General features: G+C 70.4%; 16 protein-coding genes. 7 read left to right on the forward strand and 9 right to left on the reverse strand.

The annotated features are described in order from the left end of the window. The first annotated feature begins 29 nt into the window (after positions 1 to 29). Complete coding sequence (locus tag SK803_RS24540; RefSeq protein ID WP_319968426.1) at positions 30 to 680, forward strand: glyoxalase; 651 nt, start codon at positions 30 to 32, stop codon at positions 678 to 680. Here the strand turns inward: SK803_RS24540 and SK803_RS24545 are convergent. Next, positions 648 to 3,335 carry a helix-turn-helix transcriptional regulator gene (locus tag SK803_RS24545; protein WP_319968483.1) on the reverse strand — a complete coding sequence of 896 codons (2,688 nt, stop codon included), beginning with the start codon at positions 3,333 to 3,335 and terminating at the stop codon, positions 648 to 650. The genes SK803_RS24540 and SK803_RS24545 overlap by 33 nt on opposite strands. 105 nt (positions 3,336 to 3,440) lie before the next feature. Between SK803_RS24545 and SK803_RS24550 the strand changes: the two genes are divergently transcribed. The 4 genes from SK803_RS24550 (at position 3,441) to SK803_RS24565 (ending at position 8,136) form a co-directional block, all read left to right on the forward strand. Further along, complete coding sequence (locus tag SK803_RS24550; RefSeq protein WP_319968427.1) at positions 3,441 to 4,514, forward strand: class I SAM-dependent methyltransferase; 1,074 nt, start codon at positions 3,441 to 3,443, stop codon at positions 4,512 to 4,514. Further along, positions 4,511 to 6,619 carry an alpha/beta hydrolase gene (locus SK803_RS24555; protein ID WP_319968429.1) on the forward strand — a complete coding sequence of 703 codons (2,109 nt, stop codon included), beginning with the start codon at positions 4,511 to 4,513 and terminating at the stop codon, positions 6,617 to 6,619. The genes SK803_RS24550 and SK803_RS24555 overlap by 4 nt, the downstream gene beginning before the upstream one ends. A gap of 148 nt (positions 6,620 to 6,767) precedes the next feature. Next, positions 6,768 to 7,646 carry a hypothetical protein gene (locus SK803_RS24560; protein WP_319968430.1) on the forward strand — a complete coding sequence of 293 codons (879 nt, stop codon included), beginning with the start codon at positions 6,768 to 6,770 and terminating at the stop codon, positions 7,644 to 7,646. After that, on the forward strand, positions 7,636 to 8,136 hold the full coding sequence (locus SK803_RS24565) for a hypothetical protein (protein WP_319968431.1): 501 nt from the start codon (positions 7,636 to 7,638) through the stop codon (positions 8,134 to 8,136). The genes SK803_RS24560 and SK803_RS24565 overlap by 11 nt, the downstream gene beginning before the upstream one ends. On the opposite strand, the gene SK803_RS24570 is transcribed toward SK803_RS24565, so the two are convergent. Next, positions 8,137 to 8,769, reverse strand: a complete 633-nt coding sequence (locus SK803_RS24570; protein WP_319968432.1) for a response regulator transcription factor — start codon at positions 8,767 to 8,769, stop codon at positions 8,137 to 8,139. Continuing rightward, entirely contained in the window at positions 8,757 to 10,724 is a 1,968-nt protein-coding gene (locus SK803_RS24575) for a sensor histidine kinase (protein ID WP_319968433.1), read from the reverse strand. The genes SK803_RS24570 and SK803_RS24575 overlap by 13 nt, the downstream gene beginning before the upstream one ends. 307 nt (positions 10,725 to 11,031) lie before the next feature. On the opposite strand from SK803_RS24575, the gene SK803_RS24580 reads away from it, so the two are divergent. Then, a complete protein-coding gene (locus SK803_RS24580) occupies positions 11,032 to 11,703 on the forward strand; it encodes a hypothetical protein (RefSeq protein WP_319968434.1) in 672 nt (223 codons plus the stop codon). Positions 11,704 to 11,706: 3 nt separating this feature from the next. Here the strand turns inward: SK803_RS24580 and SK803_RS24585 are convergent, their stop codons facing one another. The 4 genes from SK803_RS24585 to SK803_RS24600 all read right to left on the reverse strand — a co-directional run bounded on the left by SK803_RS24585 (position 11,707) and on the right by SK803_RS24600 (position 16,720). Continuing rightward, positions 11,707 to 14,325, reverse strand: coding sequence for a SpoIIE family protein phosphatase (locus SK803_RS24585; RefSeq protein WP_319968435.1), 2,619 nt, complete (start codon positions 14,323 to 14,325; stop codon positions 11,707 to 11,709). Between the two features lie 140 nt (positions 14,326 to 14,465). After that, on the reverse strand, positions 14,466 to 14,864 hold the full coding sequence (locus tag SK803_RS24590) for an SRPBCC family protein (RefSeq protein ID WP_319968436.1): 399 nt from the start codon (positions 14,862 to 14,864) through the stop codon (positions 14,466 to 14,468). Continuing rightward, on the reverse strand, positions 14,839 to 15,969 hold the full coding sequence (locus SK803_RS24595; RefSeq protein ID WP_319968437.1) for a VanZ family protein: 1,131 nt from the start codon (positions 15,967 to 15,969) through the stop codon (positions 14,839 to 14,841). The genes SK803_RS24590 and SK803_RS24595 overlap by 26 nt, the downstream gene beginning before the upstream one ends. A 34-nt stretch (positions 15,970 to 16,003) precedes the next feature. Further along, complete coding sequence (locus tag SK803_RS24600) at positions 16,004 to 16,720, reverse strand: spermine/spermidine synthase domain-containing protein (RefSeq protein ID WP_319968438.1); 717 nt, start codon at positions 16,718 to 16,720, stop codon at positions 16,004 to 16,006. Between the two features lie 150 nt (positions 16,721 to 16,870). Here SK803_RS24600 and SK803_RS24605 point away from each other — a divergent pair, with 150 nt between their 5' ends. Further along, a complete protein-coding gene (locus SK803_RS24605; protein WP_319968439.1) occupies positions 16,871 to 18,127 on the forward strand; it encodes a toll/interleukin-1 receptor domain-containing protein in 1,257 nt (418 codons plus the stop codon). Positions 18,128 to 18,296: 169 nt separating this feature from the next. Here the strand turns inward: SK803_RS24605 and SK803_RS24610 are convergent, their stop codons facing one another. Both SK803_RS24610 and SK803_RS24615 read right to left on the reverse strand, forming a co-directional pair. Beyond that, positions 18,297 to 18,953, reverse strand: coding sequence for a YdcF family protein (locus SK803_RS24610; RefSeq protein WP_319968440.1), 657 nt, complete (start codon positions 18,951 to 18,953; stop codon positions 18,297 to 18,299). Positions 18,954 to 18,964: 11 nt separating this feature from the next. Further along, positions 18,965 to 20,200, reverse strand: coding sequence for a helix-turn-helix domain-containing protein (locus tag SK803_RS24615; protein ID WP_319968441.1), 1,236 nt, complete (start codon positions 20,198 to 20,200; stop codon positions 18,965 to 18,967). Between the last annotated feature and the right edge of the window lie 66 nt (positions 20,201 to 20,266).

The raw sequence follows: 20,266 nt of genomic DNA on the forward strand, positions 1-20,266 counted from the left end.
ATCACCACGCCGCGCCTAGCGTTTCCGGCATGACCTCAATCGACGCGATCACCCTCGAAGTTGCCGACCTCGCCGCCGCGGAACGCTTCTACGCCAACGCTTTCGCTCTCGACTCCCGGTTGCGGCTGCGTGCAGGGCAGGAATCGTCCACCGGCTTCCGCGGCTACACCCTGTCTCTCACGGTGGCGCAGCCCGCCGACGTCAACTCGCTGATCGGTGCCGCGGTGGAGGCCGGCGCGACGGTGCTGAAGCCCGCCGCGAAGTCCATCTGGGGCTACGGCGGGGTCGTGCAGGCTCCGGACGGCGCCATCTGGAAGGTCGCGACCTCGGCCAAGAAGGACACCGGTCCGGCCACCGGGCTGATCGACGACGTCGTGCTCCTGCTCGGCGTCGCCGACGTGGCCGCGAGCAAGCGGTACTACCTCGACCAGGGCTTCTCCGTGGCCAAGAGCTTCGGCCGCATGTACGTGGAGTTCGCCTCGCCGGGCTCGGTGAAGCTGGCGCTGTACCGGCGGCGGGCGCTCGCCAAGGACGCCGGAGTGGCTCCTGAGGGCACCGGATCGCACCGGATCGTGGTGAGCGGTGCCACCGAACCGTTCACCGACCCGGACGGGTTCGTCTGGGAGGCCCTCCCGACCGCGAACCAGTCAGGGCAGCCGAGTCGCGAGTTCAGCGCGTGATCTGATGCCGAGCTTCGTGTACACCTTCCGCAGGTGGTACTCGATCGTCTTGGGGCTCAAGAACAACGCGGCCGCCACCTCACGAGTCGTCTTGCCCTCCGCCAGCAACAGCGATACCTGAAGTTCCTGCGGCGTAAGGGCTTGCGACGAGCTGGGCGCGCGGCGTCGGATCGTCTCGCCCGTGGCCCCGAGCTCGATCGCGGCCAGATCCGCCCACCGGACGGCGCGCAGGTTCTCGAACGTCTCCAGTGCGGCGTGCAGGTGGGGCCGGGCGTCCACGCGGCGGCGGGCGCGGCGCAGGCGGGCGCCGTAGGCGAGGTGGGTGCGCGCGGTCTCGAAGTTGTCCAGGGTGCGCGAGTGGAACTGGAGGGCTGCTTCGAAGTGGGTGTCGAGGTCGCCGTTCGCGCTGAGCATGCCGAGGGTTCGCTCGGCTCGGCCCATCGCCCACGGCTGGCCCTTCGCCGCAGCTTCGGCGCCGTAGCGTTGCGCGACCTGCCGTGCGTCCGCGCTTCGGCCCAGACGCACCAGGGCATCGGTGAGTTCGGGCGCGGGGGACAGGTCAGGATCGGTCAGCCCGAGCGAGGAGAGCAGGGTGGCCAGCTCCTCGAAGTGGATCAGGGCTCTGTGCGGGTCGCCCAGGCCCAGTTCCAGTTCTCCCAACGCGAACAGCGACCAGACGCGGCCGATGTGGATGTCGCGGGCGCGGCAGATCGGCAGGGCTTCCGCCACCAGGGCGCGGCAGCGCGCCGCGTCGCCGAGGCGGGCTTGCAGCCAGGCCAGGCCTGCCAGGCACATCGCCAGGTCGGTGTCGTGGCCGGTTTCCCTGGCCAGGCGGGTGGCTTCGTCGTAGGTCGCCTCGGCGCGGACCCACTGGTTCGTGGTGGCCTCGTCGCGGGCCACGTGGAAGAGCAGGGACGGCAGGGTTCCCACGGCGGCTTCGGCGCGGGCCTGGGAGACGATGCGGCGCAGCTCCGCGCCGGAGTCGGCGTCGCGCAGGAACAGCGGGCCGATCATCAGCCACCACGCCCTGCGCGGGTCGTCGTGCAGCAGGTCGGAGGTCGCCAGGAGGTTGGTGGCGGTGCGGATCTGGGCGGCGCCGCCGCGGTTGGCCAGTACGCGTGCGACGCCTGCTGCCATCTGGCCGAGGCCTACTGCTCGTGGGGACGTGACCTGGTCGAGCAGGTTTTCCAGGGAGTGGGCCAGTTCTACGGCGGACGTGGTGTCGCCCAGGTAGAAGCAGGCGTTCACCGCGTCGGCCAGGAGCACGACGCCTTCGTCGGGACTGGCGGCCCGTCCCGCCGCGGCCCGGCACAGGTCGCGGGCCTCGGTCAGGGAACCGGTGCGGGCCGCGATGGCGCCGCGCAGTTCCAGCGAGCGCAGCCGGATCGCGGGGTCGGTCAGGTCGCCTGCCTGGTCGAGCAGAGCTACGGCGTGCGCTGTGGTGCCGGCCAGCCAGGCGGATTCGGCTGCTGCCACGCAGAGCGCGGCGTGGCGTGCGACGTCCGGGGTCAGGCGGGAGGCGCGTTCGTAGGCGGCTGCGGCTACCTCGTGGGCGCTTCGTTCGTGGGCTCGTTGTGCGGCGGAAACGAGGAGATCGGCGGTGCGGGCGTCGGGGCCCAGGGTCGCCTCGGCGAGGTGCCAGGCGTGCCGGTCGGGGTCGTGCGGGCCGAACGCCTCGGCCACGGCTCGGTGGATCGCGCGGCGGTGTTCGGGGGCGGCGTCGCCGTAGACGGCCGCGCGGATCAAGGGATGGCGGAACTCCACACGGCCGTCGGAGATCTGGACCAGGCCGGCGGTTTCGGCTTCGCCCAGCGCGTCGACGGCGACGCCGAGCACTGAGCACGCCCCGGCGACCACACGCAGGTCGTTGCCCGCCACCGAGGCGACGGTCAGGGCCGCTTGCCCGGACGCGCTGAGCGACCGCGCCTGCGAGGCGAAGCCGTCGGCCAGCGCGGCGGACACCGGGAGGGGCGCCTCGGGGGAGGTGTGTTCGAGTCGGTGCGCGCTGGTCGCCAGCTCGATCAGCGCGAGCGGGTTTCCGGCGGTCGCCACGTGCAGCCGCGCGATCAGCTCGGGGGACACCGTGCCGTCGGAACGGCTGGAGACCAGTTCGCCCGCGGCTGCCAGATCGATGCCGGACAGGGGCAGCGCGGGCAGGTCGGACGCCGCGGTGCGCGAGGTCGCCAGCAGCACGATCGGGTCGGCCACGAGTCTGCGGGCGGCGAACGCCAGCGCGTCCGCGGACGGCCGGTCGAACAGGTGCAGGTCGTCGAGCAGGACGGCGACCGGCCGTTCCTCGGCGAACCGGCAGAGCAGGCTCAACGTGGCGGCACCGACGGCGAAACGGTCACCCGCCGCTCCCGGTCTCAGCGCGAGGGCCACGGACAGCGCCTGCGCCTGAGGTGCAGGGATCTCTTCGATGCGGTCCAGTGCGGGACGCAACACCTGGTGCAGCGCGCCGAACGGGATCTCGCGCTCGGGTTCGCTCCCGGCCACCCACAGGACGTTCATCCCCGTCGCGCACGAGGCGGCGTGGTGCAGCAACGCGGTCTTGCCGACTCCCGGCTCGCCGGTGATGGCCAGGACGCCACCGTGCCCGATCCGCGCACTCGCGACGAGCCGCTCGATCTGTCGGCGTTCGGACTCGCGCCCCATCAGCACACGGGGGAGTCTAGGTCGGGTTCGCCACTAGGTGGGGCACCTGATGCGACAGTCCTGTTGGCGCTCATAGGTTCCGACCCTCACAGGAGGGAAGGTCGAATGACCACTACCAGACCCGAGGTCGACACCGACAAGCTCATGGCGTTCGTGTTCCGGGCCGTCGACGAGGTGGGCGCCACGCTGAACGCCGCGCTCGTCGTCATGGGCGACAAGCTCGGCTACTACCGCGCCATGGCGTCCGGCGACCCGATCAGCCCGGCCGAACTCGCGGACCGCAGCGGCACCGCGGAGCCGTACGTGCGGGAATGGCTCAACGCCCAGGCCGCCGGCGGTTACGTGACCTACGACCCCGCCACCGCGCGGTACACGCTGCCGATCGAGCACGCGGTGGCGCTGACCGTGGAAGACAGCCCCGCGTTCCTGCCGGGCATGTTCCAGATCGCGCTGGGCACCGTGCACGACGCCGGACGTGTGCTGGACGCGGCCCGCAGCGGGTCCGGTGTCGGCTGGCACGAGCACAACACCGACGTGCACATCGGCTGTGAGCGGTTCTTCCGGCCGAACTACGAGGCGAACCTGATCGACGGCTGGCTGCCCGCGCTGGACGGCGTCACCGCCAAGCTGCGCGCCGGCGCCAGGGTCGCGGACGTCGGCTGCGGGCACGGCGCATCGACAATCCTGATGGCTCGGGCGTTTCCGAACTCGACCTTCACCGGTTCCGACTACCACCCCGAGTCGATCCGGATCGCGCGCGAACGGGCGGACGCCGCCGGTGTCGGTGACCGCGTGACGTTCGAAGTGGCGTCCGCGAAGGACTTCAGCGGCACGGGCTACGACCTCGTGACCATGTTCGACTGCCTGCACGACATGGGCGACCCGGTCGGGGCCGCGAGCCACGTGCGCGACGCGGTGGCGTCCGACGGCACGTGGATGATCGTCGAACCGATGGCCGGCGATCACGTCGAGGACAACCTCAACCCGGTCGGCCGCACCTACTACGGCTTCTCCACCCTGCTGTGCACGCCGGCATCGTTGTCCCAGGACGTCGGCCTCGCGCTGGGCACCCAGGCAGGCCCCGCGCGCATCCGCGACGTGGCGGTCGCCGGCGGGTTCACCCGGTTCGCCGGAGTGGCCCAGACGCCGTTCAACCAGGTCCTCGAAGTCCGGCCGTGACAGCCGAGCCGCGCCCGGTCCGCGAGGCGGACCAGACCGGGTTCGCCGAGCGCGCCGGGGTGCGGCTCGCGTTCCGGGTCTACGACAATCCCGGCAGGCCAACGGTTCTGCTCATGCCGACCTGGTCGATCGTGCCGTCGTTGTTCTGGAAGGCGCAGGTGCCGTATCTCGCACGGCACTTCCGGGTGGTCACGTTCGACGGCAGGGGCAGCGGCGAGTCGGACCGTCCACCCGGCGCGGCCTCCTACCTGGACACCGAGTACGCCGCCGACGCGATCGCGGTCCTGGACGCCACGGCGACCGAACGCGCGGTGCTGGTGGCGTTGTCGCGCGGGGACGCGTGGTCGGTGCTCGCCGCCGCGCAGCACCCGGACCGGGTCACCGGCATCGTCGCCATCGCCCCGGCCAGCGGATCGCTCATCGGCGCCCAGGCCCAGGAGCGGCAGGCCTGGGAGTCGACCGAGGGCGGGGTGAAGTACAACCGTCACCACTGGCTGGACGGCGGGTACGACGACTTCGTCGAGTGGTTCTTCGCCAGGATGTTCCCGGAACCGCACTCCACCAAGCAGATCGAGGACGCCGTGCGGTGGGCGCACCAGGTCGAGCCCGCCACGCTGGTGGACACCACGGCCGGCCGGCTCGCCTCCGGGTCCATCGAGGACAGCTGCCGCCAGGTGCGCTGCCCCGTGCTGGTCGTCCACGGCACCGACGACCAGATCCGCCCGCACGCGATCGGGGAACGCCTCGCCGAGCTGACCGGCGGGTCGCTGGTGCTGCTGGACGGCTCCGGGCACGGCGTGCACGCCCGCGATCCGGTGCGGATCAACCTGCTGATCAGGGACTTCGTCGACCGGGTGCACCCGGTCGTCAAGCGCACCCGGTCGTCCAGGGCGCTCAGCAGGCCACCGCGCGCGTTGTACCTGAGCTCACCGATCGGGCTCGGGCACGCCCGGCGCGATCTGGCCATCGCCTCCGAGCTGCGCAAACTGCGTCCGGACCTGCAGATCGACTGGCTCGCGCAGCACCCCGTCACCGAGGTGCTCGGCCCGGCGGGGGAGAGGATCCACCCGGCGTCTGACTGGCTCGCCACCGAGTCGACCCACGTGGAGGACGACGCGGGAGAGCACGACCTGCACGTGTTCGAGACGTTCCGGCGGCTGGACGCGGTGCTGGTGAACAACTTCATGGTGTTCGAGGACCTTCTCGGCACCGAGCGGTACGACCTCGTCATCGGGGACGAGGCGTGGGAGGCCGACCACTTCCTGCACGAGAACCCGCAGCTCAAGCGCAGCGCGTTCGCCTGGCTGACCGACTTCGTCGGCTGGCTCCCGATGCCCGACGGCGGCGCGCGCGAGCAACGCCTGACCGCCGACTACAACCTCGAGATGATCGAGCAACGGGCACGGCTGCGCCGCGTGCGCGACCGGTCGATCTTCGTCGGCAACCCCGACGACGTGGTCTCGCTGCCGTTCGGCGAGGGGCTGCCCGCGATTCGCGAGTGGACCGAGCAGAACTTCGACTTCTCCGGCTACGTGACCGGCTTCGACCCTCCGGACGAGCACGAGCGCGCGGCGGTGCGCAGGAGGATCGGCGTGCGGCCGGACGAGAAGCTGTGCGTGGTCACGGTCGGTGGCTCCGGCGTGGGGGAGTCGCTGCTGCGCCGGGTGCTCGACGCGGTGCCTGCCGCACAGGAACTGGTGCCGGGCTTGAGATTCCTCGTCGTCACCGGACCGCGGATCGATCCGGCTGCTCTGCCCCGGCACAACGGCGTGGAAATGCGCGGCTACCTGCCGGATCTGCACCGGCATCTCGCCGCCTGCGATCTGGCGGTGGTCCAGGGCGGGCTGACGACGTGCATGGAGCTCACCGCGAACCGGCGCCCGTTCATCTTCGTGCCGCTGCGCCACCACTTCGAGCAGAACTTCCACGTCCGGCACCGGCTCGCCCGTTATGGAGCGGGTCGGTGCATGGCCTACGACGAGGTCGTCGACCGGGAAGCACTCGCCGGCGCGATGGCCGGGGAAATCGGGCGTGACGTTGGTTACCGGCCGGTAGAAACCGACGGTGCCTCACGTGCCGCCTTGTTGCTGGCGGAACTACTTTGAGTGTTCTGTGAAGAATCGACAGATATTCGATTGAACCATTTTCACGTCTTGACGGTGCCGATTGTGGTGATGACACTGCGTCGACGACAACGATCGCCAGCCAATTTGTGTCAGGGATTGTTTGAACCACACCGAGTCGGGACCGCCATTGTCTTCCACGTCCGAGTCCGACGTTCCCCAGCCACGTCCGGGGCTGGTCCGCCGCCTGTGGTGGCGCACCGGCCAGCCGGCGAGACTCGCGATCATGTGCGTTGGTGTGCTCAGCGTGCTCGTCACCACCGGTGCGGCAGGTCTCGTCGGTGATGAACTTCCCGGGGAGCACGAAAACTCCGGGATCGAATCCGTGCGCAGGGGCGACGACTTCGAGGTGACCGTTCGCGCGGTGTCCGGCGTGGACTCGTTCGAGGGTGTGGAACCTGCCACCGGGCTGTTGTTCCAGGCCCAGGTCGCCGGGATCCGCCGGATCGCGGGCTGCTGGCTGGACGAATCCCGCACCAGCGCCGAGAACCTGTTGCGCGGCAAGACCGTGTGGCTCACCGTCAAGAAGGACGGCGTGCCGGGGAGCACTCAGGTTCCGGTCGACGTGCGACTGCCGGACGGGGCGGACTACGCGCGGACGGTCGTGCACGACGGCTCGGCGATGGCGGACATGTCGACCCGCGGCGAGCTGGTGTCGGTCGAGGCCGCCGCTCGGGTGGAACGGCGCGGTGTGTGGGCGGCCGCCTGTGCCCCCGGCGCGGTGACGGCGACGTCGTCGAGCGCGCCCTCGTCGACCTCCTCCACGCCGGTCCCGACCACGACGACCACGACGGCCCCGCCCGTGACGTCGTCCCACCCCGAGGAACCGTCCGACCCTCCCGAGAAGACGACCACCACCTCGTCCCCGCCGTCCGACGACGAGTGGATGAGGGCCAGGCTGGGCAAGCCGTGCCTCATCGAGGGCGCGCGCAGGAGGTCCCCGCTCGGCAACGAAATAGTCTGCGAGCGCAACGGCAAGAACCAGCTGAGGTGGCGACGTGCCGACTGATCTCTTCACCAAACCGGCCGACGCCGACACCGCCCCCGCTCTCGCGAACGGCAAGCCGCCGCGTGGCCTGACGCCGCACGGCTGGGTGCGCACGACGGGCTGGCTCCAGGTCGGCGACCATCCGGTGAGCTCGCCGCACATCGCCGCCCTGGTGGGTCTGCTGTGGTCGGCGGTCGGCGCGGCCGTGCTGGTGAGCAGGTTTCCCGTCGTCGCGGGTGTCCTGGTGCTCACGACTCCCGCGGTGTGCGGTGTCTCGTGGTGGTTGCTCATCACGCGGGTGAGGCCGGCGTCCGCAGCCGTCAACGTGGAGACGGTGTACGCGGACGAACTGTCGCCAGGTGACCTCGTCCGGCTGTACGGCTCGATCGGGCCGGTCGGTCAAGTGGCCGAGGTGACGGTGGACGAGGACGTTCGCGTGATCTTGTACGGCGGCGGGCACCAGTCGTGGACGCCGCAGCAGGTGGTGCACATCGCGGAGCTGCTGACCTGATCAGCTGTACTCGGCCAGGTAGGTCAGCACGGCCAGCACCCGTCGATGTTCCTCCACGTTGGCGGCCAGCCCGAGCTTGGCCATGATGCTGCCGACGTGGGTCTCGACGGTGCGCTCGTTGAGCCACAGCCTCCGCGCGATCGCCACGTTCGTGCAGCCCTCGGCCATGAGACCGAGCACCTCGCGTTCTCTCGGGGTGAGCGCCGCGGTGGTGCGCCGGCCCAGCAGCCTGCCCACCACCTCCGGATCGAGAGCCGACCCGCCGGACGCGACGCGCGCGATCGACTCGAGGAAGTCGTCGACGTCGAGCACGCGGTCCTTGAGCAGGTAGCCGAACCCGCCCTGGCTGACCAGGTCGACGGAGTGCCGGGTCTCGACGTGCTGGGAGAGCAGCAGAATCGCGACCTCGGGCTGGGCGGTTCTGATCTGGCGGGCCGCTCTGGCACCGTCGTCGCTCAGGCTGGGCGGCATCCGCACGTCGACGATGGCCAGGTCGGGTTCGGTCTCCGCCACCACGGTCACGAGGGTGTCCGCGTCGGCTGCGCGGCCCACGATGTCGTGCCCCGCGTGGGACAGCAGGCTCGCGAGGCCTTCCCGGAACAACGCCGAGTCCTCACCGATCACGATGCGCACGGCAGCACCGCCTGGATCGTCGTGCCGCCACCCGGCCTGCTGTTCAGGCGCAACGAACCTCCCAGTGCGGCGACGCGGTCCGCCAGCCCGGCCAGCCCGGAGCCACCACTCGGGTCGGCACCACCGCAGCCGTCGTCCTTCACCCACACGTTCACCTCGTCCGCCTGCTGGGTCACGCGGACCGTGATCGTGCTGGCGCGCGCGTGCTTGGCGGCGTTGGTGATCGCCTCGGCGGCGACGAAGTAGGCGGTGGTCGCGATGTCGTCGGCCAGCGGTTCGGACATGATCTCCAACGCCACCGGCACCGGCAGCTTGTTCGTGAGCGCGGCGAGAGCGGAGTGCAGCCCGTCGTCGAGGCTGGTGGGACGCAGGCCGTGCGCGATCTGCCTGAGCTCGGCGATCGCGGTGGCCAGCTCGGCGACGCCCTGGTCGAGCAGCACGTGCACGTCGACCGACCCGGTCGGCAACTGCCGCTGGGCCAGCCGCATCGCCATGCCCAGCGACACCAACCGCTGCTGGGCGCCGTCGTGCAGATCGCGCTCAAGCCGCCGCCGCTCGGCGTCGCCCGCCTGAACGAGCCGCGCGCGACTGGCCTCGACCTCGCGCAACGCCGTCGCGAGCTCCCCGCGCAGCCGCGAGACCTCGACGAGGCTGGCGGCGGCGGAAGCGACGACCCGCAACACGGCCGGAGTGGTGGTGGACGAGGCGAGAACGCCGATCTGCGTGCCACCAAGGGTGATCGGGACGAGCCCCGTGTCGGCCACCGGCGCACCGTTCGCGTCGACGAAGCCGGTCGACGAGGGAAGCAGCAGACCCACCCGGAGCGTCGGGTCGCGCAACGCCGTGCGCAGGGCCTCCTCGAGCTCCTCCGGCTGCGCGGCCTGGGTGTGCACCCGATGTTGCAGATCGTCGATCGCCTGCAGCGCCGCCTTCGTCCGCGGGAAGAGCCGCCGGTCGATGGTTCGTTGCAGACGTTGCCGCACCGGGGCGAGCAGCACGGCACACACCGCCGTGGCACCGGCCGCCGCCGCAGGGGAGTCACGGCCCACCACGAGCCCGATCGCGAGCGCTGACAAGGCATACGCCCCGATGAGGACCAGCAGCACGATCGTGTAACTGATGGCGTCGGCCAGCACGCGGTCCACGTCGTACAGGTCGTGGCGCAGCATGGCGACACCCACCGAGCAGAACAGCGCCACGATCGTCACCACGCCGAAAACCGTTGCCACGACCCCACTTCGGCCGGTGACCACGATCTCCGCGAGGCACACGACCGGATAGGCCGTCGTCGCCAGCCCCGCGAACGCCAGCCACTTCAGCTGTGCCCGGACGAGCGCGGAGGACCGGCGGAACCGCAGCACCAGCGAGACGCCGGACGCCAGGAAGGCCAGCACCAGCGCGATGGTGACCACGAAGCTGAGGACGTGGACCACATCGGACGGCGGGCCCCAGGGATGGGCGAGGCCCTCCATCGGTGAGGTGAACGGTTCCCGCGGCACCATGCCGAAACCCTGCTGGGCGAGGGCGAGCCCGACGACCAACGGCGGCACGACCGTCCACCTGCGACCAGGCAGCGCGCCGTCCGGGAAGTACAGCAGCAGCAACGCCACGGCGGCGAGCAACCACCAGCCGCTCTCGTTGAAGAAGGCGACCACGCGCGGGTCCAGCGGAACGGAGGCGGGGTCGTCGAGCCAGCTGCGGTAGTAGACGTCACGCGTCGTCAGGAAGACGAGGATCGCGCCGACCCAGGCGAGCAGCGGACCGACGGGGTTGGCGCGCACCCGGAACGCGATGGTGACGCCGAGTGCCGCCATGGCCAGGCCGAGTGCCGCCAAGCCGGCGAACGCCGCGGTCAGGTCACTCGGGGACATGCGGAACAGGAGCCAGCTGCCGCCTGCCGTCATCGCGGCGGCGAGGCTCAGCAGGCCCAGCGCGAATGCCCGCGGCCATGTCATCGCCCCAGGGTAAGGCCGCTGTGACGCCTTGGCCTCCGTGTCAGCACGGAGGTGGGGTTCCGGGGCGGTACCGATGTGGGCGGGGTGGGTTCGAGGGTTTTCTGGGGGCGGCGAAAGCCTCCGTGGGACTGGTGGGGCGTGGATCGAGGCGGTCCGGGCTTGCTTCACCGGGCCTGCGGGGCCGCGAACGCCTCCGCGGAACTGCTGGAGAGCGCGGACCGATGTCGTCCGGCCTCGTTCGCCACTCCCCGCCAGCCACAAAACGTTCCCCGGATCCCCGAACACCCCCAGCAGAAGGGCAGGAACCATGTCCGTCGACATCACCGCGGCGCCCGACACCGCCGCGACCTCCACGCGTGGGCGCGTCGCCGTCCTCGCGGTCGTCCTGGCCGTCACGTCCGTCGCCGCCACCGCGGGCGGGCTGCTCTGGCCCGAACCGGCCGGCGGCGGCGAGACCTACTCGTACGCCGACATCGCGGCGAACCGCGAGCTGTGGTGGACGCTGCTCACCGGGCTGGCGGCCATGCAGGTCCTCAACGTGCCGTTGCAGGCGTTGGCGACGATGCTGATCGTGCGGCGCCGCGGGAGCGCTTGGGCGACTTGGGGTGCCGCGCTCATGTGGACGGGTGGCGGGTTGCAGGCGGCCGGCGTCGCGGGCTGGGCGGCGGCGTACTTCTACCCGACCGACCCTGGCGTCGACAAGGCGGTGGGCGAAGCGGTGATCGCGGCGGCCAACGACGACGCGCACCTGTTCGCGTTGATGATTCCCGGTGCTGTGCTGGTGTTGCTGGGCACGGTGTTGCAGTGCGTTGGGTTGTTCCGCTCGCGTGCCGTGCCGAAGTGGGTGCCCATCGCCGCGCTGACGATCGTGCTCACCTTCGTGATCCCCGGCAACGGGGTGGCCGGCCTGCTGACCGCCGTCCCGATGGCGGCCGGCGCGATCGCCGTCGGCTACTACGCCTGGTGCTCGGCCGAGTAGCGGTCACCGCGTGGTGTGGGCCAGACCGGACAGGTCGAGGATGCGGGCGGGCGCGCTGCCCGCACCGGCCACGATGGACAGAACGCGGCCGCGTTCCTTCGCGTAGGCCATGGTTTGCAACAACAGTGCGACGCCGGAGCTGCTGAGGTAGTCGAGGCCGGTGAGGTCCAGTTCGACCGGCCGGTCGTCGGCTGCCTCCACTCGGGCGAGCAGCGGTGCGCGCAGGTCGTCCACGGTCGCGGTGTCGAGGTCGCCGGTCAGCAGCACCAGCTGGACGTGGTCGTCGGAGCCGTCGGTCAGGCCGGTCGCCGTTGCCGGAGGACGTGCCGGGGGCGGCGTGGTCTGGGTGTTCGGTTCGGCGGGGACGTGGAAGCGGATGGTCGTGCCGCCGTCGGAGGTGTCCAGCTCGACCTCGTTGCCGATCGTGCTGATCAACGTCAGGCCGCGGCCCCGGTAGCCCTTGTCCTCCGGTGCCGGGCGCCAGTGGCCCTGGTCGGCGACGGTCACGCGGACCCCGCGGCCGGTGCACTCCAGAGTGGTGTCGAACGAGCCGCCGCCGTTCGGGTAGGCGTGGTCCACCGCGTTGGCCGCGGCCTCGCCCAGCGTGAGCTCCAGGTCGTAGATCGCGTCCTCGGACAGGCCCGCCACGGCGGCCCACGTCGTCGCGGCTCGCCGGAGCGGTGACAGCTCGGCGGACACAGCGGGCAGGTGGCGGTGCAGCGGTGCGGGGAGGTGTCGTGCCACCACGAGTGCCACGTCGTCGGACTGGCCGTCCCGCAGCATCTCGGTGACGATCCGCCGCACCAGCGCCGCCGGGTCGAGGGCGGACGCGTCGTTCACCACGTCCGCCAGGCGCCGCATGCCCTGGTCGAGCAGTTCGTCGCGGCGTTCCACCAGACCGTCGGTGTACAGCACCACCGAGGCGCCCGGTGGGAAGGCGGCGGTGCGCTGACGGCGCAGGGTGGGGCCGCCCGCCCCGAGCACCTCGCCCACGTCGGCCGGCAGCAGCCGTGCCCCGGAAGGCTCGATCACCACGGGCGGTGGATGACCGGCCGCGGCCCAGCACAGTTCGCCGGTGGTCCAGTCGAAGATCAGGCACGCGCAGGTGCTGCCCACCGCGCCGTTCACGCGGACGGCGAACGCGTCCAGGCGCCGCAACGACTCGGCTGGGGAGTGGCCGTCGAGCAGATAGCTGGTCAACGCGCTGCGCAGCTGACCCATGACCGCCGCGGCGGCGGGTCCCTTGCCCACGACGTCGCCCACCGACAGGCCGACGCGCGTCGCGCCGATCGGGACCACCTCGTACCAGTCGCCGCCGATCTGCGAGTGCTCGGCGGCCGGCAGGTAGCGGGCGGCGGTCGTGAGCCGGGGCAGCACGGGAAGTTCGCGCGGCAGCAGGCCTTCCTGCAACGCGGCGGCGATCTCGTGCTCGCGTTGCAGCAGCCTCTCCCGTTCGGCCTCTGCCAGGCGGCGTTCGGTCACGTCCCGGCCGATCGCCTGCAGACCCGTCGGCGTGGGCTGGACGCTGAGTTCCAGCGCGATGTCGGTGCCGTCCGCGCGGCGCATGGTCACCACGTGCGACGCGGACAGGTCGGAGGGAAGCCCGTCCACGACGAGGTCGGCGACCGCGGTGCCCAGCAACTGGTCCGGCTCGTAGCCGAGCAGATGCCCGGTGGCGGGATTCACGGCGACGAACGTCAGGTCGTGGTCCAGCAACCAGATCGCGTCGGTGGCCCGTTCGACGAGCTGCCGGTGACGCTGTTCGCTGTCTCGTAGCGCACGGTCCGCGTGCGCGCGTTGCGTCGACTCCCAGCAGCGGTTGACCACGACCGACACGAGGTCGATCTCGTCCTGGGTCCACTTGCGCACGCTGGCCTGGTGCACGGCCATCGCGGCGACGAACCGCCCGCCGCGCAACAACGGCAGGCAGATCACCGCGCGGATGCCGGTGACCCGGTACGCGGCGAGGTCTTCCGCGTCGAGCCGGGGGTCGTTCAGGGAATCGACCACCACCCACGGTTCGCCCGCGCGCATGGCCGCCAGCGCGCCGTTGCCGAACTCCCGCATCGCGAACCGTCCTGGCAACGGAGGCAGCCCCGTCGCGTGGTCGCCGCTCATGACGAAGTGGTTCTCGTCGGCTTCGGTCCTGGCATAGGCGCACCGGTCGACGTTCAGGTGCTCGCCGAGCAACCTCGTCGCCAGCGACATGAGTTCGTCGGCGTTGTCGAGCAGTTGTGACTCGTGGTCGAGGAGATCGAGGAACCGCTGCCGTTGCACAGCCGCCTGCCGTTCGGTGACGTCGATCAGCACGCCGCTGCGACTCGTCCCGCGCACCCGCGTCTTCTCCAGCAACCACACGAGATCGCCGGACGCGGTGGTGACCCGGTAGGTCGACTCGTAGTCCGCGTCCGAGTCCCACCGGAGCCGCTCGGCCGCCTCCCGGTCGCCGGGATGCGTGATCCCGGCCCAGAAGCCGGGATCGTCGAGCCAGCGTTGCCGGGGATGACCGAGGAGTCTCTCGACGGAGCGGGACAGGAAGGTCAGGGCACGATCGCCGGAGTCACCCCGCCACACCACGACCGCGAGATCGTCCACCAGCGCGGCGAGTTCCGGGTCACTCATGTCGGGCAGCCTCCGGGGCGGTCTGGCCGGTCATCTCCACGGCAGGGCTGAACCGGGCGGAGGTGGGCGCCTGTCTGCTCAAGCGCACCTCAGCGGACAAGAACGACATTACTGGGCAAAACGGTCGCCTGCCCTGTGGTTCAGCGGTCATCGGCCGCCGCGGTCTGAGTGAGCACGGCGACGGTCTGTTCGAGCCCGCGCTGCACCTCGTCGTCCTGAGCCTCGCGCACGCTGTGCAGGCTCACCGTGATGCGCGACCGTCCCGGCGCCAGCTCGTCGACCTGCAGCTCACCGTGGTAGTCGTCCGGACCCTCCGCACCCCACTCGAGCCGCCGCCGCTCGGCGTCCGGCCGCACCCACGCCTCGCTCTCGACGTGGTGGCCGTGCACCTCGGCCTCCACGTGCACCTGCTCGCCACCCTCGGGCTCGGCGGCGGTCATCTGCGGGAAGTAGCGGGGCAGGTTCCTGGGCTCGGCCAGGAACCCGAACAGCGTGTCGGCCGCGATGTCGGCCTCAGCCGAGTGCGTGTAGGTCGTCATGGCGGTCGGGGTACCCGGCCGCGCGACCGGTCAACACGTTGCGCGTCCTGGCCGCGTTCTCGTGCCAGCCGCGCTGGTCGCGCTGGAACACCGGGACGACGAACGCGCCGACGGCGAACAGTCCCACGACGATCACGTCCAGCCGGCCGATGTCGATCAGCGGCGACACGACGATCGCGTAGGTCATGAGGCCGGTGACGCCGAGCAGCTCGCGCAACGCGATCTGCAGCGGGTTGGCGCGCGAGCCGTCCTCGCTGCGGACCCGGTAGCGCATCAGCCATCCGCCGATGGTCAGCCCGTCCGCCGCGGCCGGCAGCACGACGCGGAACGCCACGAGCACGCAGAGGGCCCACCGCAGGTCGGAGTGCAGCACCAGCTTCGCGATCACGAGCACCACCATGAGCTCGGCGACCAGCCCGAGCAGCTTGCGCGGCACGGTCACGGTGCCGATCGGCGCGGCCGACTCGTCGTGCCCGGGAACCCTGGGCACCACCAGCGCGACGGGCGCCACCATCCACCCCAGCAGGCCGCCGAAGGTGTTCGAGATCAGGTCGTCCACGTCGGCGATCCGGTACGGGCACGCGTAGTAGCCGAAGTTGCCGGTGTACTGCACCACCTCGACGGCCAGCGACACACCCAGTGCGATGGCGATGACGGCGAGCGGCCCTTTGCCGTACGCCTTGCGCAGCACCACTCCCAGCGGGATGAACAGAACGACGTTGAACAACTGTTGCAGGAACGCCTGCGAGGTCACCATCGCCGCGATGCCGGAACGTCCGTACGCCGACATGTTGTTGCTCATGTCGGTCCACCACTGGAACGGGACCATGGACAGCATCTGGTCGCCCTGGCACACCCGCGCGGGGTCGGCAGGGAACGGCAGGAAGATCAGCGCCAGCGCGACGAGGCCGTAGGCGAGCAGTCCGTACAACACGAACGCCCGCCGCGGCTCCACCCGCCTGAACCGGAAGTAGTGCAACAACACCACGGGCACGAGCACCAACAGCCCGATGCCCACGAACGCCAGGAACCCCGTCCGAGCGGTCTCCCAGTACGACGCCATCATGAACGGCCCAGTGCCCGGTGAGTCGTGCCGGCAAACCACGATCGGCGAAGATGCGCCGAACGGACGCAGTCGATCAAGTGCGTTTCGCGAGGTACACGGTGTTGGTGGAATCCCTGTCCTGCAAGGGATTGGGGAAGCTGACGACCTCCGCGCGCACGTCGGTGAAGACCGCCGCGAGGGTGGCGGTGTACTCGTCGTCCGGCGGGTCGTTGGACCACAGCGCGAACACCCCGCCGGGACTGAGAAGTTCGGCGAGTCGGCGCGTGCCCTCGGCCAGGTACATGTCGGCGTTGCTCGGGTGCAGCAGGTGGCGAGGTGAGTGGTCGATGTCGACGATGATCGCGTCGAACCGCCTGCCGGGCGTCTCCGGATCGAAGCCCTGCCCGGAGCGGAGCAGCGCGAAGAAGTCGCCGTGGAGCAACCGGCACCGTTCGTCGGCGGCCAGCGCCTTGCCGGCCGGAATGAGTCCCTGCTGGTGCCATTCGATCACCTCGCCGAGCGCGTCGACGACGACCAGCGACCCGACGCGGGGGTCCTCCAGCACGGTCTGTGCCGTGTAGCCGAGTCCGAGACCGCCGACGACCACGTTCAGCGGTTCCCGCGGCAGTTCGGCGAGTGCGAGGTGGGCCAGTTCGACCTCGGCGACGGTGAACAGGCTCGACATCAGGAACTCGTCGTTGAGCTTGATCTCGTGGATCTCCCTGCCGCTGCCGGGATCGAGCCGGCGGCGCAGGGTGAGCTCACCGAGCGGGGTCTGGCGGTAGTCGAGTTCTTGGAACCGAGCACTCATGCGACGGCACGGTACCTCCAGGACCAGGACACGTTCGGGTGAGTGCCCTCGGGAAGCACGCAAGAATGGACGCGGTGCGTCCGCGAGTGATTCCACGCCGTGACGGCACGGGGGCGGGCCGCGAGTCATGTGATGCGAAGGGGGAGACACTTGCGGTTCTGGGCATTCCTGTCGTACTCGTGGTCCGACCGGTCGAGAGCGGTCTCACTGCACCGGAAGCTGGAGCGGTTCGTGGTGCCGCGGCACGCCCGGCGGATGGCCGATCCGCAGGGCCCGCCGGGTCGCCGGCTGCGTCCGGTCTTCCGCGACGACGACGAGATGGCCGCGTCCGGACCGCTCGGCGAACGGTTGCGCACCGCCATCGACGAGGCGCCCGCGATGGTGCTGCTGGCGTCACCGGCATCCGCGCGGTCGCACTACGTCAACCTCGAGGTCGAGCACTTCCTGACGAACCACGACCCGAAGCGGCTGGTGATCGTCGCGGTCGGCGACTCGACCCGCGATCCCGAGCTGCCGGCCGCGCTGGACCACGTCGACGAACCGCTCTGGGTGGACGTGCGGGGCGGCCGGAGACTCACCCGCCGCGACCTCGTGCGGGTCGCCGCGATCGTGCTCGACGTGGGCTTCGAAGCGTTGTGGCGCAGGCATGTCCGGTACCTGCGCCAGCTCGCAGCGCTGTGGTGCGCGCTGGTCCTCGTGGTCGGCGGCGTGGTGGGCTGGGCGTTGGTGCGCCAGCAGGAGGCCGAGAAGCGCAGCCCCGAACAGCAACGCGCCCAGTTCGTCGAGTGGATGACCGGAGAGGTGACGAAGACCGACCTGCCCGGCATCCAGGTGAAGCTGAACATCACCCGTGTCGACGACTTCGACAACGACGGGCTCATGGAGTTCTTCGTCAGGAACGAGACCATGCAGTTCTGCGGCTCGGGAGGGTGCGCGTTCGAGGTTTATCGCACCACCTCGCCCGGCGCGTACGTGCGAGTGCTGGAACTGCTCGGCACGTCGACCCCGCGGGTGCGTGCCGCGGCGGACGGAACGAAGGAGATCATCGTTTCGGAACTCGCCGTGAGCCGGGAACCGCTCTACACCGTCTACACGTTGCGGGACAGCAAGTTCCGGCTGAAGCACTACGAGTTCTGCGACGGCCTGGTCTTCGAGGTGTGCGACAAGCCGACGGTGATCACGCCGATCCCGTACGAGAACGCCCCTCCGGTCCAGCAGGACGTCATCGCCCGGGAACGTCCGGTCGCGGACGCGCGGGAGGTCAGGGTCGGTGCGACGGACACGAAGGAGAACGGCGGCTTCACCCTGGAAGTGCGGGGCCAGGTGGCGGGCGGCGAGTGGTACCTGGTCTCGGTGTGGAAGCAGTCGTGCGGCTTCGTTCCCGCCTCGGCCGTCGGATCCCGCTGAGGCATCGGTCGCGCCGGATTCGCACATATGTTCGGTTCGACGCGTGCGGCGATGCCTCTGGATATTTGTTCTGATCGGGCTGGCCTACGAGGACGCGGTTGTCATCGCCCGGTCGAAGTCCTGCGTACTGGACTCGGGCCCTGGGACGGACTGAGGACAGCAGCGGCAGTTAGATGAGGCGGCTGGTGTATCCGGCCGTGACGAGTCGCTGGTAGGCGGCGTCGACTTCGTCGGGCATGTCCTGCTCGATGGCGAATCCGCGTCGGGCGTACTCGGCGATGCGCTGGGTGTCGCCGACGAGCATGTTGATCACTCGATCGACGTCGCCGATGCTGGCGATGTACTCGTCGAGCGGCATCGGCCGAGAGGCGCACACGACGTCGACTTCGGGCCACACCTTGCGGCAGGTGGCATAGGCGCGTCGCTGTTGGTAAGGCCGGGAGATCAGCATGATCGACGCGGGCTGCAGGCCCGCCTCGGTGAGGACTTCGCGGCTGTTGGTCAGGTTCTGGCTGGTGTTGGTCGCCTGGGTCTCGATGGTGATCGCCTCGGGCGGGACGCCGAGGGCGATGGCGTGTTCGCGGTAGTGCACGGCTTCGCCGCGGGGGAAACGTTCGATCGTGGTGGGCGCGTTGGCGCCGGTGAACACGATGCGCGGGAACATGCCCTGGTGGTAGAGCTCGGCGGTGTGGGTGGCGACGCCCAAGTCGTGGCTGCCCAGGCCGATGCCGACATCGCAGCGGCGCGGCTCGTGGCCCATGTCGTGGTATGCCCACAGGGTTTCGACATCAGCTCGCAGGTCCTGGGGCAGCACGGTGGTCGCCATGGCCAGCCACCTTACGGCTGACGGGGGTCGGTGCCTCGCACCCCCATCCTGGAGGCCAGTTCGACGGCGCCGGAGACGGGTCGGGGGAGCCTGATCATTTCCCGCACGAGGATGCGGGACAACCGGTGGTACCGGACTTGTTCGGGTGCGTCGTGTTCGGCGGCGAGCAGCACCGCGAGCGCGTCGTCGATGCGGTTCCACCGGACGTAGGCGCGGGCGGTCTCGATGGCGTGGCGGACGCGTCGTTCGGTGGGTAGGCCGCGGGTGTCGACACGCGGACCGAGGTCGATGGCGATCTGGACGTCGCCGAGTTCCATCGCCGCGGTGACCCGGTGGATCTTGACGTTCGTCGGACCGAAGGCGGTCCACAGGTAGTTCGCGTCGCGGCCGAGCCGGGCCGCGGCCTCGTCGGCCTCGGAGAGAAACGAGGTGGTGTCGGTTCGGTCCTCGCGGCGGGAGGAGGCGACCACGCCCACGAGGTGCAGCGTCCCGTAGACCGACAGGTATTCCGGTGTGGCGGTGCGGAGGCCGGGCTCGAGATGGTCTGCGGCCGCGCGGGTGAGCGCGACGGCTTGCTCGAACTCGCCAATGGACAACAGCGCGTGTGCGACCGACCGGTACAGCGATCCGATCATCAAGGGGCTGCCGCTGGTGTTGGCGGCGGTCAGGCCGCGGCTCGCGGAGATCGCCGCGAGGTCGGCTTCGCCGAGTTTGGTGAGCAACGCAGCGGCCAGCTGGTGCGCACTGGCCGCGAGTTCGTGCGCGCGGAGTCCGTCGTCGCTGGTGGTGCCGTAGTGCTGGCAGGCAGCCTGAGCATCCGTGATCAGTAGCGGCAGGCGTTCTGTGAGCCGGGCGTAGCGGGAGTTCTGGTAGTCGCTCCAGTGCCTGTCGAGGTCGCTGGCCAACGTGCCGAGGCGGACGGGTTCTCCTGATTGCGGTCCGGTGAGGAACTGGCGGTGGTCCATGAGTGCCGCCCGGAGCGCGGGGACGGTCCGCCGGCCCGGCTCGTCGGCCCACGCCATCAGCACCGGCTCACCGATCAGGTCGCCAAGGGTGACGTCGAGCGCGTTCGCAAGGCGGCGCAGCACGGAGAGCCGGTCCAGCGGGAGCACATCGTGCTCGACCTTGCGCATCCAGTCCTCGGTGCGACCCACGAGCCCTGCCAGGACCAGCTGCGTCAGGCCCCGCCGCTGCCGGTAGAACGCGACGCGTTCCCCGATCGTCATGCCGTCGGTCATTCCCCGCATAGCGTCACCCTCGCATTGCCGTAGGTGACGACCCCAGAGAAATCCTCCCGGTTCACACCGCCGGGC

This window comes from Lentzea miocenica, from assembly GCF_033949945.1.
GTDB lineage: Bacteria > Actinomycetota > Actinomycetes > Mycobacteriales > Pseudonocardiaceae > Lentzea > Lentzea miocenica.